Origin of the sequence: Lacisediminihabitans changchengi (genome assembly GCF_016634425.1) — a bacterium.
Classification (GTDB): domain Bacteria; phylum Actinomycetota; class Actinomycetes; order Actinomycetales; family Microbacteriaceae; genus Lacisediminihabitans; species Lacisediminihabitans changchengi.
Window position 1 is genome coordinate 145943 of the sequence record NZ_JAEPES010000004.1, and the last position, 18331, is coordinate 164273.

Below are 18331 nucleotides of genomic sequence, written 5' to 3' on the forward strand. Positions count from 1 at the left end.
CGACCAGGACTAGCGAAGGCCAGACAAGGTCGCTCCGAGCTCGTCGAGCGGGATCAGCACTTCGCGCAGTTCGTCGGCGCCACCGGCGGCGATCACGTGCTGGGCTTCGAGCCCGCGGGTGAGGTCGTTCGCGGTCTTCTGATCGAGGCGGAGAGCGTCGCGCAGGCCGTTGCGGCTGAACACCTGACTGCGAATGACCAGCTCGACCGCTCGGGGGTAGTAGCGGTAGCTGTCGTCACCGATCAGTTCGGCGACCTCGTCACGGGCGTTGCGCGTTCCGTCGGGGGATGTCGCGGATGGGCGGGTGGGGGAGAAAATGGACATGCCTGAACTCAATTTCGGGTTGTTTTCAGCGGGTATTGCGGGGGTAACACCGGGTCATGCGATGCGGGTACATCTCTCGGTGAGGTTCTCCCAACATACCTCTCGTGTCCCCCACAATGCGGACCCCACTTCGGGGGCCGCACCGGCCAGACGCGCGGCGGGCCTCCATACGCGTCCTCGTCCCTCGGGCGCTACTCGACCAACCATCATCAACCGTGCGGACGACGTCGGGCCGGTGTCGGTCCAAGGGCGAGTTTCGTGAGATCGATGCGGACACGCTTTTCGTCCGCGTCGATCTCACGATGTCTGAGCGTCGGACCGATACCGGTCAGACGGCGTCAGCGCAGAAAACTACTCCCACTCGATCGTCCCCGGCGGCTTCGACGTGACGTCGAGCACTACCCGGTTGACCCCGGCCACCTCATTGGTGATCCGGTTGGAGATGCGCGCTAGCACGTCGTACGGCAGGCGCGTCCAGTCCGCGGTCATCGCGTCTTCGGACGACACCGGACGCAGCACGATCGGGTGACCGTATGTTCGCCCGTCACCCTGCACACCCACGGAGCGCACGTCGGCGAGCAGCACGACCGGGCACTGCCAGATCTCCTGGTCGAGTCCGGCGGCGGTCAGCTCGGCGCGCACGATGGCGTCGGCCGAGCGCAGCAGTTCGAGGCGGTCACGGGTGACCTCCCCGACGATGCGGATGCCGAGGCCGGGCCCAGGGAACGGCTGGCGGCCGACGATGACCTCGGGCAGGCCGAGCTCCCGCCCGATGGCCCGCACCTCGTCTTTGAACAGGGTGCGCAGCGGCTCGACCAGAGCAAACTGCAGGTCTTCGGGCAGGCCGCCCACGTTGTGGTGGCTCTTGATGTTGGCGGTGCCGGTTCCCCCGCCGCTCTCCACGACATCCGGGTACAGGGTGCCCTGCACCAGAAACTCGATCGGCTCCCCGTCGGACGCAGCCTCGGCCGCGAGGTCGGCCGCGGCCGCTTCGAAGGAACGGATGAATTCCCGTCCGATGATCTTGCGCTTGGTTTCCGGGTCGGTGACGCCGGCCAGCGCATCGAGAAATTGGTCGACCGCGTCGACCGTCACTAGACGCACGCCGGTGGAGGCGACGTAGTCTTCCTCGACCTGGCGACGCTCGTCTTGGCGCAGCAGCCCGTGGTCGACGAAGATGCAGACCAGCTGGTCGCCGACCGCCTTGTGCACGATTGCCGCGGCGACGGCAGAGTCGACGCCTCCGGAGAGTCCGCAAATGACGCGGGCGCTGCCGACCTGCGCACGGATGCGCTCGACCTGCTCGTCGATGACGTTGGCGCTGTTCCAGTCGGCCGGTATTCCCGCGGCGTCGTGGAGGAAGTTCTCGAGCACACGCTGCCCGTATTCGGAGTGCTTGACCTCCGGGTGCCACTGCACCCCGTACATCCGCTTCTCGTCGCTAGCGAACGCCGCGACGGGGGTGGAGTCGCTGGATGCCAGCACCGTGAAGCCTTCTGGCGCCTTGGAGACCGAGTCGCCGTGACTCATCCACGTGGTCTGCTCGCTCGGCTGGTCGCCGAGCAGCGTGCTGGTTCCTTCGGCGAGCGTGACGGCGGTGGAGCCGTACTCGCGCAGGCCCGTGTTGGCGACCTCGCCGCCGAGCTGCTGCGCCATCACCTGGAAGCCGTAGCAGATGCCCAGGGTGGGAATACCGAGCTCGAGGATGCCCGGGTCGAGGGTGGGCGAGCCCGCGTCGTACACGCTGGACGGTCCGCCGCTCAGCACGATGCCTGCGGGATTGAGCGCAGCCACCTCGGCGGCGGTGATCGTGTGCGGCACGATCTCTGAGTAGACGTTGGCCTCGCGCACCCGGCGGGCGATCAACTGGGCATACTGCGCGCCGAAGTCGACGACGAGTACGGGCTGGTGGGACGTTTCGCTGCTAATGAGCGACCTCGGCTTTCGACGGGGGCGGGGTGGTGGACGAGCCGCGGGCCTCGAGCTCTGCGAGCTCGGTGACGGCCCGGCGGGAGACGAAGTGTTCGACGATGAACGACAGGAAGGGCACGACCCCGCCGAGGGCGATCGCCACGAAGCGGGTGAACGGCCAGCGCATGAGGCTCCACAGCCGGAAGTCCATGAACAGGTAGACGACGTAGAGCCAGCCGTGCGCGATGAGGATGCCCGTTGACAGGTTGATTCCGCTGACGGTGTTGTGGATGTCGATCGGGTTCCACGGCACCAGGGCGATGAAGCCCTGCGAGCTGCCGAGGTAGATCTCACGGTGGATGCCGGTGTATTTGAGGATCACCTCGAGCACGAGCAGCAACAGCAGAATGCCGGTGACGTAGGCGGAGACCTTGTAGAGCTTGAGTGCGGTGCGGATGCGCGGCACGTCGGAGAGCTTGGGGGTGATCGCCATGGTTCTAGTTTACTTCCGCTGGTTCGAGTGATTCGGCCTGCTGCTGGGCCTGCTCCGCCTCCTCCTGCTCGCGCTCGTGCGCGTCGCGCACCAGGCGATACCAGAGGAAGATCGCAAAGCCGGCGAACACGATCCATTCGACCGCGTAGAAGATGTTGAGCCAGTTGACTTCGACGCTGGATGTCGGGGCCGGCGAGTAGATCGCCGTCAGCCCCGCAGGCGCCTTCGCGCTCACCAGGTATCCCCCGTAGATCCCCGAGGGATCGACCGACTTCCAGGTGTTCAGCATGGCGCCGGACGACACGGAGGTGAGCTTGCCGTGCTCGAAGTCGCTGTCTTGCGGGGCCTCTCCGGCGAAGTACCGGCCGCTGACGGTGGCGGCACCCGAACGCTCGTTCAGGGCGGCGAGGGCGGCGCGCGCCTCAGAGCTGGTCTTCGCCCAGCCGACGGCGACGGGGAGTCCGGCACCGGCATCCGTCACGCCCTCGACCGTGTCAACCCGGAAGTGTCCGATCACCCAGACGCCCTGATCGCCGTCGTTGAGGCGGTCAGTAACTATGAGCGCGTCGCCGGGAACCCAGTGTCCGCTGGCTTCGACCAACTGGCCGTCCTGGGTGTCGGTCGCGCCGGTCTGTGGCTTCGCGATGGCCGTGAGCTGTTCGACGGTCTCGGTGTCGCGGCTGACCACGGTGCCGTTCTGGACGCTGCGAGAGAGCTGCCACTGGCTGAGTAGTGCGAACGTCGCGGCGAGAGCCAGTGCGAACAGGAGTGCCGCAATCCAGCGGGGGCGACGTGCGACGGACCACATGGGGTGCTCAGTACTCCGGATCTCTCTTGCGTTCGGTCTGCTCGTCCGACTGGGACATGGCCTGTTCGATCAGCCGATCGGTTGCCTCGGCCAGGTCATCCGACTTCTCCACGTCCACCTCGTCGATGTCGGTGTCGCCGTGCGGGTCGGGTTCCTGACCGGCGGTGGCCGCTTCGACCAGGGCGATGGCTTCGTCGCCCATCGCGTCCCGTCGCGGCGGTGCCGTGACGCGCTTCTTCCGGAACAGTATGGCCCCCGCTCGCTCGGAGTTCGCCGCGAGCACCGGGCCGACGATGGACATGATGAGCACGTACAGACCGGCGAACGGCGTGAGCCTGCTGTCGAGACCGGCGGCGGTGGCGAGCGTCGCCAGGATCAGCGCGAACTCGCCGCGGTTCTGCAGCATGGCGCTGGCGTTGAATCCCTCGGCCGGGGTGAGCTTGTTGATCCAGGCGATCAGCTGGCCGCCCGCGGTGTTCACCACCAGGGTGAGCACGACCGCGACGATCACCGGGATCCAGACCGCACCGAAGGTCGACGGATTGAGGGCAAGACCGAAGTTCAGGAAGAAGAAGGCGCCGAAGACATCCCTGAGCGGCAGCGCGAACTGCTCGACGCGGGTGCGGAACCGGGTCGCGCCCAGCACCAGTCCGATCAGGAAGGCGCCGATCGCATCCGAGACCCCCAGCAGCTCGCCGATGCCACCGAAGGCGACCGCGAGGCCGAAGAACAGGATGGTGAACAGTTCGTCATCTCGGGTGCGCACCATGCGTGAGACGAATTTGCCACCGAACCTCGCCAGCGCGAACATCGCCACCAGGAAGGTGAACGAGATGGCGAGCTGCAGCACGACCTCCCAGAGCGAGGTCTCGCCGCCCAGAACCACCGAGACGATCGCCAGATAGATGGCGATGTAGACGTCCTCGAGCACCATGATGCCCAGCACCGCCGGGGTCTCGCGGTTGGCCAGGCGTTTGAACTCGATGAGCAGTTTCGTGACGATGGCGCTCGAGGACGTCGCGGTCATCCCCGCGATGATCAGAGCCTCCCGGGTACCCCAGCCCACCCAGAGTCCGAAGCCGAAGCCGACCGCCATGTTGATCGCGATGCGGGTGCCGCCCGACAGCAGCAGAGCCTTCACGTTGCCGTAGAACTCGTCCTGATCGAACTCGAGACCGAGGCTGAAGAGCAGGAAGATGAGGCCGAAGACGGCGATGAGTTCGACATCCGCCGGTTTGAAGTTGAGCGGGAACAGGTGGAAGTTCGGGCTCGCGATGAGGCCGACGAGCATGTAGATCGGGATGGCCGGCAGGCCTATTCGTTTGCCGAGCCGCCCGAGAACGTAGGCGATGAGGAAGAGGACGCCGAGGGTCAGGAGTTCTTGGCCCAGATGCATCGCTACCCCTGGGGCGAGTCTGCTGTGGCCTTGCGGGCCATCTCGCCGGTGCGATAGAAGGTGAACGCCTTGGCGACCTTCTCGGGGGAACCGGCCACCACGAGCGTGTCGCCCGGGAAGACCTTGAAGTCGTCTGCCGGGGCCGGGTTCGCGGAATCGCCACGCACCACGGCAACGACCGTGAGCCCGACGACGCCGTGAGAGGCAAGGTTGCCGAGCTGCTGCCCGGCGATGTGGTCGTCGTAATCGACGGTGAACCAGTCGATCGACAGCCCGGGGATCTGGTCGAGTTTATCGAGGCCCTCGGTGATGCGGGTGCCACCGAGCAGTTCGGCGAGGGTGTGCGCCTCGTCCTCGCTCAGACGCAGCGAGACCTTGTTCGAATCCGACCCGTCTTCCTCGTCGGCGAAGGTGATGAGGTCGCTGTGACCCGAGCGGTGCGTGATCACTCCGGCCTTGCCGCCGTCGGCGGTCACGAAGGTGTGCAGCACGCCGACACCGGGCAATTTGACCCGACGAACATCGACCATGGTCACACTCCTTCAGCGTTTAGCTCGGGATATCAGTCTACCGAGGCTCCGGATGACCTCACCCGCCGTTCGCCCACGGCTCAGGCCGCGCGCCCCGCCCTACTTGGTGTACGGCGCGATGACCACGTCGACCCGCTGGAATTCCTTGAGGTCTGAGTAGCCGGTGGTCGCCATCGATCGACGGAGAGCGCCCACCAGGTTCACGGTGCCGTCGGCGACCGTGGACGGTCCGTACAAGATCTGCTCGAGCGGCGCCAGCGACCCGACCTCGACGCGGTTTCCTCGCGGGAGTTCGGAGTGGTGGGCCTCCGTGCCCCAGTGGTATCCGCCACCGGGAGCCTCGGTGGCCCGGGCCAGCGTCGACCCGAGCATGACGGCATCCGCCCCGACCGAGAACGCCTTGGCGATGTCGCCGCTGGTGCCGAGGCCGCCGTCGGCGATGACGTGCACGTAGCGGCCGCCAGACTCGTCCATGTAATCGCGGCGCGCGCCGGCGACATCCGCCACCGCGGTCGCCATCGGTGCATGGATGCCGAGGCTCGCGCGCGTCGTCGACGCGGCACCCCCGCCGAATCCGACGAGCACGCCGGCCGCGCCCGTGCGCATGAGGTGCAGCGCGGGCGTGTACCCGGATGCCCCGCCCACGATCACCGGGACGTCGAGCTCGTAGATGAACTTCTTGAGGTTGAGCGGCTCCTGGTTCTTGGAGACGTGCTCGGCGCTGACCGTGGTGCCGCGGATGACGAACAGGTCGACGCCGGCGGCGACGACGGTCTCGTACAGCTCCTGCGTGCGCTGCGGGGAGAGCGCCCCGGCGACGGTCACGCCCGAGGCGCGGATTTCCGCCAGGCGGGCGGTGACCAGCTCTGGCTTGATCGGCTCGGAGTAGATCGCCTGCATGCGCTGGTTCGCTTGATCGGCGGGAAGGGAGCGGATCTCGTCCAGAAGCGGCTGCGGGTCGTCGTACCGGGTCCACAGACCTTCGAGGTCGAGCACACCGAGGCCGCCCAGCTCACCCATGCGGATGGCGGTCGCCGGGGACACGACCGAGTCCATCGGTGCCGCCAGGAACGGGATCTTGAACTGGTACGCGTCGATGCTCCAGCTGACCGAGACGTCTTGGGGGTCGCGGGTGCGCCGGTTCGGCACGATCGCGATGTCGTCGAAGGCGTAGGCCCGACGGGCGCGCTTGGCGCGCCCAATTTCGATGTCACTCACTCGATCTAGCCTACCCGGGGCCGGGAACAGCGCGTCCCGGCACCGTTACCGGGTGTAGTTGGGCGCCTCGACGGTCATCTGGATGTCGTGCGGGTGCGACTCCTTCAGGCCCGCCGCGGTGATCCGCACGAACTTGCCCTTGTTCTTGAGCTCCTCGATGGTGCGAGCCCCGGTGTAGAACATCGACTGCCGTAGGCCACCGAGCAGCTGATACGCGACGGCGGACAGCGGTCCGCGGTACGGCACCTGGCCCTCGATGCCTTCGGGGATGAGCTTGTCGTCGGAGGGGACGTCGGCCTGGAAGTAGCGGTCCTTCGAGTACGAGGTCCGCTCCCCGCGGCTCTGCAGCGCGCCGAGCGACCCCATGCCGCGGTACTTCTTGAATTGCTTGCCGTTGACGAGCACCAGGTCGCCCGGGCTCTCCGCACAGCCGGCGAGCAGCGACCCGAGCATGACGGTGTCTGCACCAGCGACCAGGGCCTTGGCGATGTCGCCCGAGTACTGCAGCCCGCCGTCGGCGATCACCGGGATGCCGGTCTCGCGTGCGGCGAGCGAGGCCTCGTAGACCGCGGTGACCTGCGGCACCCCGACCCCCGCCACCACGCGGGTGGTGCAGATCGAGCCGGGGCCGACGCCCACCTTGATCGCGTCTGCACCGGCATCCACCAGCGCCTGGGCACCCTCGCGGGTCGCGACGTTGCCGCCGATGATGTCGACGTGGCTGGCAACAGGGTCGCTCTTGAGGCGACGGATCATGTCGATCACACCGCGCGAGTCACCGTTGGCGGTGTCGACCACGAGGGCGTCGACACCGGCGTCGATCAGCGCCATGGCGCGCTCCCAGCCGTCGCCGAAGAAGCCGATGGCCGCGCCGACGCGCAGGCGACCGTTGTCGTCCTTCGTCGCGTTCGGGTATTTCTCTGACTTGTCGAAGTCTTTGACGGTGATGAGGCCGCGGAGCTTGCCATCGCGGTCGATGAGCGGCAGCTTCTCGATCTTGTGCTGCGCGAAGATGGCGACCGCGTCATCCGGGTCGATCCCCTCGGGAGCGGTGATCAGGGGCGAGCGCGTCATGACGTCGCGCACGTAGGTGGTTGCCTTCTCGAACGGCGAGACGAAGCGCATGTCGCGGTTGGTGATGATGCCGACGAGCTTTCCGTCGGGCTCGACCACCGGCAGGCCGGAGACGCGGAACTGGCCGCAAAGGGCGTCGACCTCGGCCACGGTGGCGTCGGGTGTCGTGGTGACCGGGTTGGTGATCATCCCGGACTCGCTGCGCTTGACCAGATCGACCTGCTCGGCCTGGTCGGCGATGGAGAGGTTGCGGTGCAAGACGCCGAAACCACCCTGGCGGGCCATCGCGATCGCCATACGGGACTCGGTGACCGTGTCCATGGCTGCGGAAAGAAGAGGAGCGGCGACGGTGATGCGCCGGCTCAGGCGAGCGGTGGTGTCCGCCTCGCTCGGGATGACATCCGTATGTCCTGGCAGGAGCATGACGTCGTCGTAGGTGAGTCCGATGAAACCGAAGGGGTCCGGCTGGTCCATTAATTCCCCAAATTTCTCAAGAGGCGGCAGGCAAAAAGGACCGGACTGCGACTCCGAACTCCGGTACCCAATGTTAACCGTTTCGCCACTCACCTATTCCACTGTGCATAATTGCCCGAGACCGAACGGTGTTCTCTGCGAAACACAGGGGACACAATCGGTCTATAACGTCAGTGCAGACGGAGCGGCCATCGCTGCCTTCCCGACTCCCCCTGGTTCCCGGAGGTCCCCATGGTGAAAGCGCTCAGAGCTAGACCCGCCGTTTTGCGGGTCGTTCTCGCGCTGCTCGTGTTCGCAGTCGCTGCGGCCGTGTTCGCGTTTTCTGCCCCCTCGGCCAACGCCGCGCCGGCATCCGGCTCGGTGCCAGCGGTCGACACGACGCCCGCGCCGACGGATTCGCCGCAGAGCATCGGCGTCTGGGTGCGCATAGCCGCCGACAAGAGCAATGTGCCGAACGTCTCGGTGACGGTGACCGGCAAGGGTGTTTCGCTCACGGTCGTGACCGGCGCGGACGGAAAGGTAACTGTCCCGCTCGCCAAACCCGGCACCTACAAGCTCGCCATCGACAAGTCGACGCTCCCCGACGGCCAGAAAGTTCTCGGCCAAGATCCGCGCGAGGTGGCAGTCAGCACCGGAAACCAGGGCGTGCCAGGTTACTTTCTGCTCGGAGACGGCAACACCGGCGCGGTGCCTTCGGCTAGCGCGAGCCCGGGCGCTGGCTCGAGCGACTCCGGCGGATCCACGAAGCAATCGATTGCGGATGTCGTGCTCCCCCGTATCGCGACGGGCCTCATCTTCGGCCTGCTGATCGCGCTCGCCTCCATCGGCGTCTCGCTGATCTACGGCACAACCGGCCTCAACAACTTCGCTCACGGCGAGCTGGTCACCTTCGGCGCCCTCGCCGGCTACGTGGTCGCCGGTCCGCTGCACCTCCCGGGCTGGTTCGGCATCATCGTCGCCCTGGTGCTCGGTGGTGCCTTCGGCTACCTCCAAGACCTCGGGCTCTGGAAACCGCTGCGCAAGAAGGGAGTCGGGCTGATCCCGCTGATGATCGTCAGCATCGGGCTCTCGCTGGCACTGCGCTACATCTTCCAGTTCATCTTCGGCCCCGACCTCCTGGTCACCCCCAACAACCAGTCCTCAGTGCTGAACCTCGGACCGATCCACCTGCGATCCACCGACATCTCCAGCCCGATCATCTGCATCGTGGTCCTGCTGCTCGTGGCGTTCGCTCTGCTGCGCACCCGCATCGGCAAGGCGACGCGGGCGGTCGCCGACAACCGGTCGCTCGCCGCGGCCACCGGCATCAACGTCGAGCGGGTTATCCGCATCGTCTGGGTCGCCGGTGGCGCCCTGGCCGGCCTCTCCGGCGCCCTGATCGGCTACTACCAGCCGGTCAGCTGGCAGACCGGCGCAAGCATCCTGCTGCTGATCTTCGCCTCGGTCACCCTGGGTGGTCTGGGCACGGCATTCGGCGCCCTGGTCGGTTCGCTCGTCATCGGCCTGATCGTCGACCTGTCGCAGGCGGTGGGCGTGCCGTCGAACATGAAGTTCGTCGCGGCGCTGCTCGTGATGATCATCATCCTCATCTTCAGACCACAGGGGATCCTGGGTCGCAAGGACCGGATCGGTTAAGGGGCCACTCATGGACTGGAATTTCATTCCCCTGGCATTCGGCCAGATCGTCTCGCCGCTCACCATCGGCTACGCACTCGCGGCCCTCGGCCTGGCCGTGCACTTCGGATTCACCGGCCTACTCAACTTCGGCCAGGCCGGCTTCATGGCGGTCGGTGGCTACTTCTTCGCCATCACCACGGTCAAGTTCGACTGGCCACTCTGGGCTGCCCTCATCGCCTGTGTGGTCGGCGCAGTGCTGTTCGCCCTGCTGCTCGGTATCCCCACGCTCCGGCTGCGAGCGGACTACCTCAGCATCGTGACGATCGCCGCGGCGGAGATCGTGCGGTACACGGTGAAGACGCCGGCGATCAGCAAGTTCACCGGCGGCTCCGACGGGATCAACGGTGCGTCCCGCGACTTCTATGCGCTGAACCCCATTCCAGAGGGCCAGTATGGCTTCGGGGTTCTCACCTACAACAACAACCAGCTCTGGTCGATCATCGTCGGCTGGGCAGTCGTCGCCATCGCGGCCGTGCTGGTCTGGCAGCTGATGCGAAGCCCGTGGGGCCGCGTGATCAAGGGCATCCGGGAAGACGAAGATGCCGTGCGCAGCCTCGGCAAGAACGTCACCTGGTACAAGATGCAGTCGCTGATCTTGGGTGGTGTGCTGGCCGCCATCGCTACGGTGCTGATCATCATCCCCACCTCACTGCAGCCCGACAACTACGGCACGCAGACCACGTTCTTCCTGTACACGATCGTGCTCCTCGGTGGGGCCACCACCGTTCTCGGCCCGATCCTCGGCTCGGTCATCTTCTGGATCGTGCTCAACCTCGCCGACGGAGTGCTCACCATCCTGGTGAACAACCACCTGCTGCCGATCACCTCGATCCAGCAGGGACCCATCCGTTTCATCATCGTCGGGATCGCGCTCATGATCCTCGTGATCTTCCGCCCCCAGGGCATACTCGGCAAGAAGAGGGAGGCGCATTTCAGTGAGTGACACCACGCAGACTGTTCAGCTACAGGTCGGGGAGCCTCTACCCGGCGTAAAGAAGGTCGACCCGATCCTGGTCGCCGATAAGGTGCGGCGCACCTTCGGCGGCGTGAACGCGGTCGACGTAGCGCACGTCGAGATCCCGCGGAACGCGATCACGGCGCTGATCGGACCGAACGGTGCGGGCAAGACCACGTTCTTCAACCTGCTCACCGGGTTCGACAAGCCCGACGAAGGAACGTGGTTTCTCGACGGCAAGAGCCTCGCCGGAGTGCCCGCCTACAAGGTCGCCCGCCGTGGCATGGTGCGCACCTTCCAGCTGACCAAGGCGCTCAGCCTGCTGAGCGTGCTCGAGAACATGCGGCTCGGAGCGGGCAACCAGGGCGGAGAGCACTTCCTTTCCGCGTTGATCCCTGGGCTGTGGCGCAAGCGCGAGGAGGACATCACCGCGCAGGCGATGGAGCTGCTCGCGCGCTTCAAGCTCGACACCAAGGCCGACGACTACGCGGCGAGCCTCTCCGGCGGGCAGCGCAAGCTGCTCGAGATGGCTCGCGCACTGATGAGCAAGCCCGAGCTGGTCATGCTCGACGAGCCCATGGCCGGCGTCAACCCGGCGCTGACCCAGTCGCTGCTCGGCCACATCCTGAACCTCAAGAAGGAGGGCATGACCGTGCTCTTCGTCGAGCACGACATGCACATGGTGCAGACCATCGCCGACTGGGTGATCGTCATGGCCGAGGGCAAGATCGTGGCCGAGGGCTACCCGGATGTCGTCATGCGCGACCAGGCCGTCATCGACGCGTACCTCGGGGCTCACCACGACACCGACCTCGGCAGCCTGACCGGACAACTGAATGTCGCCAAGGACATCGGAGACGAGCACCTGGCGGCAGAGATCGCCGAAGAGATCGCGGAAGAGGGTGCCACCGATGGCAAGTGATGACATCGTTCTCGAGACCAAGGACCTGGTGGCGGGCTACCTCCCCGGCGTCAACATCCTGAACGGCTGCAACGTCTATGTGGGGCGCGGGGAACTGGTCGGCATCATCGGACCGAACGGTGCCGGCAAGTCGACACTGCTGAAGGCGATCTTCGGTCAGGTAGGAATCCGCAGCGGCGCGATCATCCTGGGGGGCGAGGAGATCACCGGGCTGAAGGCCGACAAGCTCGTCACCAAGGGCGTCGGCATGGTGCCGCAGAACAACAACGTCTTTCCGAGCCTCACGATCGAGGAGAACCTCGAGATGGGCGTCTACCAGAAGCCGAAGAGCTACAAGGAACGCATCGACTTCGTCACCAACCTCTTTCCCGAGCTCGGCAAGCGGCTGAAGCAACGCGCCGGCTCGCTCTCGGGCGGTGAGCGTCAGATGGTGGCGATGTCGCGGGCGCTGATGATGGACCCGTCGGTGCTGTTGCTCGACGAGCCGAGCGCCGGCCTCTCGCCCGTGCGACAGGACGAGACCTTCATCAACGTTGCCCAGATCAACCGTGCGGGCGTCTCCGTGATGATCGTCGAGCAGAATGCCCGCCGCGCCCTGCAGATCTGCGACCGCGGCTACGTGCTCGACCAGGGCCGCGACGCATACAGCGGCACCGGTCGCACCCTGATGAACGACCCCAAGGTGATCGAGCTGTACCTCGGCACCCTGGCGACGGATCACACGGCGACCAGCTCCACCCCCACGGTAGGCGGCTGACACCTCACCCGAACGACGACGGCCCGGGGCACACGCCCCGGGCCGTTTTTCGTGCCCCCGGCAGCCAACAGGACAGCGGGCGCCCTACTCCCGAATCTGTCCTGTCGATGGACGGTTTGGTCATCTCACCATGGTGACTGTCGGGCACGCAGAACGGCCCCGGTCCGAAGACCGGGGCCGTTCGTGTGGAGCGGCTGCCTTACTTGCTCAGGTCGCCGAACTCCTTGGTCTCGTACTCGGTCTTGTTGCCGGCCGCGTACTTGTAGATAGAGATGTACGCCTGCGACGGGTCACCGTTCTTGTCGAACGTGATCGGGCCGGAGATGCCGTCGTAGTTGGCCTTCTTGCCAGCGTTGATCAGATCCGCGCACTCGGAGAAGGTCGTGCACTTCGTGCCGTCCTTCGAGACCGAGATGAGGTTCTTCTGCAGGTCGGGACCGGTAGTTCCCTTGGCCTGCAGCGCGGAGAGTGCAAGAAGCACGGTCGCGTCGTAGGACTCGGGAGCGTAGCTGAAGACGGTGAGGGCCTTGTTGCCCTCCTTCTTCACCAGCGCCTGAAGCTTCGACTGGAAGGAGTCGGACGCGTTCACACCAGGGTTGGTGAACTGCGCACCGGCGATGTCGACGTCGGTGTAGTCCTCGGTGATAACGCCATAATTGCCGTCCGTGCCGTAGAACTTCTTGAAGTCGAAGTTGTTCTTCTTCAGCTCCGGAACGATCGCCTTGATCTGGTCGAACGAGATGACGATGAGCGCGTCGGGGTTCGGCGCGAGCACCTGCGTGACCTCGGACGAGAAGCTGGTCGCCGCGGGGTCATACGACACATTCGCCGCGACGGTCGCGCCGCCGTCTTCGAGCGCCTTCTTGACGTTATCGTCGAGGCCCTGGCCGTAAGAGTCGTTCTGGTACAGGATCGACACGTTGGTCGCGCCATCCTTCAGCACCTTTTGACCGAGCACGCGGCCCTGCAACACGTCAGACGGCGCAGTACGGAAGTAGTAACCGTCATCCGCGTAGGTCGAGAACGTCGGCGAGGTGTTGGCCGGCGAGATCTGAACGACCTGCGCCTTGGTCACCTGGTCGATGAAGGAGAGCGAGACGCTGGAGGATGCCGCACCGACGATGGCCGAGACCTTGTCGGCCAGCAACGCGGTCGCCGAGGTGGTCGCGATGTTGGTCGAAGTGTCACCGGAGTCCTTGTCCTCCACCGTGACCTTGATGCCCTTCTTGGCCGCGTTGATCTCCTGCGCTGCCAGGTGCACGCCGGCGAACTCGGGCGGGCCGAGGACCGCGAGAGAGCCGGTCTGCGGAAGGATGGTTCCGATCTTGAGGGACAGGTCCTTGCTGTTGGACGAGTCGCCGGATCCGGACGCGCAGCCGCTCAGGACGAGCGCGGTGGCGCCGAGGACGGCCAGGCCAGCCAGCGCGCCCTTGACGGACTTCGAGCGCGAGGCCGAGGTGGCCGTAGCGAATGCTCTCATTGTGCTCCTTGATTGTGGAATGTGTTCACAACACAGCGGTACCCACGGGCCACGCCATGGTCACAAGCTACGGCCCGTACGGTGCGGGCACAATACGACCGTGTTACAGCCCTGTAACACGCGCTAATCGTTACTTTCCGTTACCCGAGCAACTCATTCCGTAGCTGTGCCGACCCGGGAGAAACGATTTTCGCCGTCGTAGCGGTACAGGCCGTAGTGAGCGGGATGCGGGTCGCCCGACCGGTCGAACGCGATCGCGCCCGTGAGTCCGTCGTAGTCGACGTCGCCATGGTTGCGCAGCACGGTGAGGCACTCCGCATAGCTCGTGCACTTGATGCCGCGGGAAGAGACACCGGGCAACGCCGTCGCGACCGCGACGCCGGAGTCGTTCCCGGCGCTCTCCGCAGCCAGCGCCGCGAGCACGGTCGCGTCGTAAGCCTCCGCCGCGTAGAGGGTGTTCTCCACGGTGGGGTCCACCGCCCTGAGCGCTGCGAGGAAACCCGCTCCGGCATCGACTCCCTCGAGCACACCGTTCACGTTCAGCAGCGTGCCGTTCGGCAGCGCCTGCGAATAGTCCGCCAGGTTCGCGCTGGTGAGCCAGAGCTTCTCGTGCCCGAGCCCCGCCGCGGTGAGAGCGGCGATGACTGACCTGTTCTGGTCCATCGCACCGAACGTACTCACCAGCACCACGGCATCCGGAGCGGTCTTCGCCACGGCCGCCGCGATGGGGGCGAAGTCGGTGGTCGTCGCCGTGTACGCCTCGGACGACACCAGCCCGCCGCCGTGCGCGAGCAGGCCTGTCGCCAGGGACGAACGGATGTCGCGGCTCGTCGCGTCGTCGGCGTACACGATCGCGACCCTCGCCGCCGCACCCCCGCTCGCTGCGGCCCTGGTTGCTGCCGTAGCGGCGAACACCGAGGCGAGCACCGCTCCCTGGTCTGCCGCACTCGGAACGGTACGGAAGAAATATCCGCCCTGCAGCGCAGAGAGCCGCACGGAGGTCGCGGCCGGGCTGATCAGGGGAATTCGTGCGGCGAGCGCCGTCGGGTACAGCCGCTCGGCGAGAGCCGACGACGAGGGTCCGACGATCACGTCCACTCCCTTGGCCTGCAGCGCCGCGAGCGAGGTCTCGGCGGTGGTGCTGCTCACGTCGCCCGAGTCGGCGGGCACGATCTCCGCCGGCCTGCCGAGCACTCCACCCGCGGCGTTGATGGCAGCGACGGCGGCCTTCACGCCGTCGGCCTGGGCGGGACCCAGGTAGGAGGCGGTGCCGGTGAGGGGGAACAGGGTGCCGACGCGGAGAACGCCGTCCCCCGCCGGCACGGAGGCTGGGGAGGTCGGCATGGGCGCGGTGTGGGAAGACGCTGGTGACGCTGTGGTGCAGGCGGCGAGCAGCAGCACGAGCGGCACGGCAAGCAGGGCGAAGCGGACGGGCATCGAGATCCTTGGTGGGTGAGGTGATCCGACCCTAGCCGCGGTTCAGACCACGGTCGCCGCGGCACGGCGCGCCGAGCGGCCCGCCCGCACGAGGTCGAAGGTCAGAAGCGCCAGTGCGAACCAGACCAGCGCGAAGCCGACCCAGCGCACCGCGGTGATCGGCTCGTGCAGCAGGACGGCACCGAGCGCGAACTGCAGCAGCGGAGTGAGGTATTGAACGAAGCCGATCGTGACGAGCGGCAGGCGCCGTGACGCGGCGGCGAACAGCAGCAGCGGAATGGCGGTGGCGACACCCACCCCGATGAGCAGCAGAACGTTGGCCGTGCCCGCCATGCCGAAGGTGAGCCCCGCGGTGGCTCCCACGATCACGAGCTGCACGATGGCGACCGGGGTGAGCCAGGCGGTCTCGAGGATGAGGCCGCTGAGGGCGTCGACCCGCGGACCCACGCGCTTCTTGATCAGGCCGTAGAACCCGAACGAGAAGGCGAGGCTGAGCGCGATCCACGGGAATGCACCGTAGTTGATGGCGATGACCAGCACCGCGACGGCGCTGATGCCGACCGCAGTCCACTGCAGCGACCGCAGACGCTCGCGCAGAAAGATGACTCCCAGCAAGACGGTGACGATCGGGTTGATGAAGTATCCGAGCGAGGTCTCGATCACGTGGCCGGTCACCGTGCCGAAGACGAAGACCTGCCAGTTGATGTAGATGAACACCGCGGCGAGCGCCATGGTGCCGAGCAGACGCGGCTGACGGACGATGGCGATCATTGCGGGCCAGGAGCGGGTGATCGTTACCAGCAGAGCACAGAACAGCAGACTGAACAGGATGCGCCAACCGACGATCTCGAAGGCGCCGGTCGGGGCGAGCAGCAGAAAGTAGACGGGGAGAAAACCCCAGAGCAGGTACGCGCCAATCGCGAAGATGATGCCGGAGCGTACGGGCCGAGGTGGGGCGGGGGGCGCAGACGTCACCCGTCGAATCTAGTGGTGCCGGAGAACGAGGCGGGCGCGGTGGGCAGGTGCTGGCGCTGTGCGTGCGCTGCTCGCATCCGGTGGGCCATCAACAGGATGCGCGGGCCGACACGCCCGAATCCATCCTGTTGAGCGACGAAATGGCGAACACATCCTGTTGACCGACGAGGGGGTGGGGGCCCACCGCCACCGCTTAACGACACAGGCCCACCGGAGAACCGGTGGGCCTGTGTGCGTGATGCGGGGTGTTAGCCGACGATCGCGAGCACGTCGCGAGCCGACAGCACGAGGAAGTCGTCGCCGCCGTACTTGACCTCGGTTCCGCCGTACTTCGAGTAGATGATCTTGTCGCCAACGGCGATGTCGAGCGGAACGCGGTTGCCGTTGTCGTCGATACGACCGGGTCCTACCGCGACGACCTCGCCCTCCTGGGGCTTCTCCTTCGCGGTGTCGGGGATGACCAGACCGGAAGCGGTGGTCTGCTCGGCCTCGACCTGCCGGATGACAATGCGATCTTCGAGCGGCTTGATGCTAACCGACACGGTTGACCTCTTCTTTCTGAACTTCACGGTGTTCATGTACACAGTCTTGGGTTGGCACACTCACTACGAGAGTGCCAGAACCACTGTACGACGTGCGCTAGCACTCGTGCAAGGCGAGTGCCAATTGCGCCGAGTGTCACTCGCTCCGCAGCGCTTGCTACGGTTGCCCGATGGATTCCTCCGAGCTCGTCGAGCTGCTCTCGTCCGAGGGCCTTAACCTGCTCGATTCGCTCGCGCCATGGAAGTCGACGGATGACGTGCTCGCCGCCGTCAGCACACTCCGCAAGGCGGGCCACTCCCCCGCGCTCGTCGCCGCGGCATTGAGCCAGTCGAAGCTCCGCGCCAAGGCCGTCGGCAAGTTCGGCCCCTTCGCCTCGCGCATGCTGTTCACCGAGGCGGGTCTCGAGCAGGCGACGCGGCTGCAGGTCGCCGCGCTGCATGCTGGTCGATTCCAGTCGGCCGGGCTCACGAGCATCGCCGACCTCGGCAGCGGCATCGGCGGGGACGCGATGGCGATCGCCGCGCTCGACCTCGCGGTCACCGCGGTCGAACTCGACGAGGTGACGGCCGCCATCGCCGCATACAACCTGGCCCCGTTCGACAATGCGACGGTGCTGAACGCCGACGTGACCGCCGTCGACACGAGCGACTTCGACGGGCTGTATCTCGACCCCGCCCGACGCACTGCCGGGCACAGCAACACCTCGCGCATCACCGACCCCGCCGATTATTCGCCGACACTCGACTTCGCGTTCGCGCTGGCCGGCTCGAAGCCCACCGGCATCAAGCTCGGCCCCGGCATCGACCGCGACCTCATCCCGGTCGAGGCAGAGGCGCAGTGGGTCTCGGTGGATCGGGATGTTGTGGAGCTCGGGCTATGGTTCGGGGCGGTCGCGCGCCCCGGCATCCGTCGCTCAGCTCTCGTCATCGGCGCGCACGGTACCGCCGAACTCAGCGCGGACGCCGACAGCGAGGATGCCGAGACGGGCACCATCGGCGAGTATCTGTACGAGCCGGACGGCGCCGTCATCCGTGCCCGCCTGATCGGCGACCTGGCACGCCGGGTGGACGCGCGGATGCTCAGCACCGGGATCGCCTACCTCACGTCCGACACGCTGGTTACCACCCCGTTCGCCAGCGCCTTCCGGGTGTCGGACGTGCTGCCCTACGACGAGCGGACGCTGCGCAAGGAACTCGCCCGGCGCGGCATCGGCTCGCTCGAGATCAAGAAGCGAGGGGTGGATGTCGACCCCGCCGCCCTGCGCCGCAAGCTGCAGCTGAAGGGCAAGGCCTCGGCCACGCTGTTCGTCACCCGCGTAGCAGGCAGGCACACCGCGCTCCTCGCCGAGCGGGTGTGA

The 18331-nt window shown here is 66.3% G+C and carries 17 protein-coding genes; 5 read left to right on the plus strand and 12 right to left on the minus strand.

The window, feature by feature from the left end:
• Positions 1–9 precede the first annotated feature (9 nt).
• The 8 genes from IV501_RS11875 to guaB form a co-directional block, all read right to left on the minus strand.
• Positions 10–324: a hypothetical protein gene (locus tag IV501_RS11875; protein WP_200556551.1), complete on the minus strand. Its 315-nt coding sequence runs from the start codon at positions 322–324 to the stop codon at positions 10–12.
• Positions 325–675: 351 nt separating this feature from the next.
• On the minus strand, positions 676–2253 hold the full coding sequence (gene guaA, locus IV501_RS11880; RefSeq protein WP_200556946.1) for a glutamine-hydrolyzing GMP synthase: 1578 nt from the start codon (positions 2251–2253) through the stop codon (positions 676–678).
• Positions 2249–2728, minus strand: coding sequence for a DUF3817 domain-containing protein (locus IV501_RS11885; protein WP_200556552.1), 480 nt, complete (start codon positions 2726–2728; stop codon positions 2249–2251). Before IV501_RS11885 ends, guaA begins: the two co-directional genes overlap by 5 nt.
• A gap of 4 nt (positions 2729–2732) precedes the next feature.
• Positions 2733–3536 (minus strand): SURF1 family cytochrome oxidase biogenesis protein, encoded by an 804-nt coding sequence (locus IV501_RS11890; RefSeq protein ID WP_200556553.1) that lies wholly within the window; start codon positions 3534–3536, stop codon positions 2733–2735.
• A gap of 7 nt (positions 3537–3543) precedes the next feature.
• A complete protein-coding gene (locus tag IV501_RS11895) occupies positions 3544–4932 on the minus strand; it encodes a cation:proton antiporter (protein WP_200556554.1) in 1389 nt (462 codons plus the stop codon).
• 2 nt (positions 4933–4934) lie between these two features.
• Positions 4935–5462: a cation:proton antiporter regulatory subunit gene (locus tag IV501_RS11900; RefSeq protein ID WP_200556555.1), complete on the minus strand. Its 528-nt coding sequence runs from the start codon at positions 5460–5462 to the stop codon at positions 4935–4937.
• Positions 5463–5561: 99 nt separating this feature from the next.
• Positions 5562–6680 carry a GuaB3 family IMP dehydrogenase-related protein gene (locus tag IV501_RS11905; protein WP_200556556.1) on the minus strand — a complete coding sequence of 373 codons (1119 nt, stop codon included), beginning with the start codon at positions 6678–6680 and terminating at the stop codon, positions 5562–5564.
• 45 nt (positions 6681–6725) lie between these two features.
• Entirely contained in the window at positions 6726–8228 is a 1503-nt protein-coding gene (gene guaB / locus IV501_RS11910; RefSeq protein WP_200556557.1) for an IMP dehydrogenase, read from the minus strand.
• A 264-nt stretch (positions 8229–8492) separates the two neighbouring features.
• Between guaB and IV501_RS11915 the strand changes: the two genes are divergently transcribed.
• From IV501_RS11915 to IV501_RS11930, 4 genes are read left to right on the plus strand one after another with little or no spacing between them, the layout of a single operon-like run.
• Positions 8493–9863: a branched-chain amino acid ABC transporter permease gene (locus IV501_RS11915; RefSeq protein WP_234698514.1), complete on the plus strand. Its 1371-nt coding sequence runs from the start codon at positions 8493–8495 to the stop codon at positions 9861–9863.
• Between the two features lie 10 nt (positions 9864–9873).
• Positions 9874–10848, plus strand: a complete 975-nt coding sequence (locus IV501_RS11920) for a branched-chain amino acid ABC transporter permease (protein ID WP_200556559.1) — start codon at positions 9874–9876, stop codon at positions 10846–10848.
• On the plus strand, positions 10841–11782 hold the full coding sequence (locus tag IV501_RS11925) for an ABC transporter ATP-binding protein (protein ID WP_372430752.1): 942 nt from the start codon (positions 10841–10843) through the stop codon (positions 11780–11782). Before IV501_RS11920 ends, IV501_RS11925 begins: the two co-directional genes overlap by 8 nt.
• Positions 11772–12539, plus strand: a complete 768-nt coding sequence (locus tag IV501_RS11930; RefSeq protein WP_200556560.1) for an ABC transporter ATP-binding protein — start codon at positions 11772–11774, stop codon at positions 12537–12539. Before IV501_RS11925 ends, IV501_RS11930 begins: the two co-directional genes overlap by 11 nt.
• A gap of 199 nt (positions 12540–12738) precedes the next feature.
• On the opposite strand, the gene IV501_RS11935 is transcribed toward IV501_RS11930, so the two are convergent.
• From IV501_RS11935 to groES, 4 genes are all read right to left on the minus strand, one after another.
• The gene (locus IV501_RS11935) at positions 12739–14019 is read right to left on the minus strand and encodes an ABC transporter substrate-binding protein (RefSeq protein WP_200556561.1); all 1281 of its coding nucleotides are present in this window, start codon (positions 14017–14019) and stop codon (positions 12739–12741) included.
• A gap of 153 nt (positions 14020–14172) precedes the next feature.
• Positions 14173–15456: an ABC transporter substrate-binding protein gene (locus IV501_RS11940; protein WP_200556562.1), complete on the minus strand. Its 1284-nt coding sequence runs from the start codon at positions 15454–15456 to the stop codon at positions 14173–14175.
• Between the two features lie 42 nt (positions 15457–15498).
• Entirely contained in the window at positions 15499–16431 is a 933-nt protein-coding gene (gene rarD / locus IV501_RS11945; RefSeq protein ID WP_200556563.1) for an EamA family transporter RarD, read from the minus strand.
• 248 nt (positions 16432–16679) lie between these two features.
• Entirely contained in the window at positions 16680–16973 is a 294-nt protein-coding gene (groES, locus tag IV501_RS11950) for a co-chaperone GroES (RefSeq protein ID WP_200556948.1), read from the minus strand.
• A gap of 170 nt (positions 16974–17143) precedes the next feature.
• On the opposite strand from groES, the gene IV501_RS11955 reads away from it, so the two are divergent.
• Positions 17144–18331 (plus strand): THUMP-like domain-containing protein, encoded by a 1188-nt coding sequence (locus IV501_RS11955; protein WP_200556564.1) that lies wholly within the window; start codon positions 17144–17146, stop codon positions 18329–18331.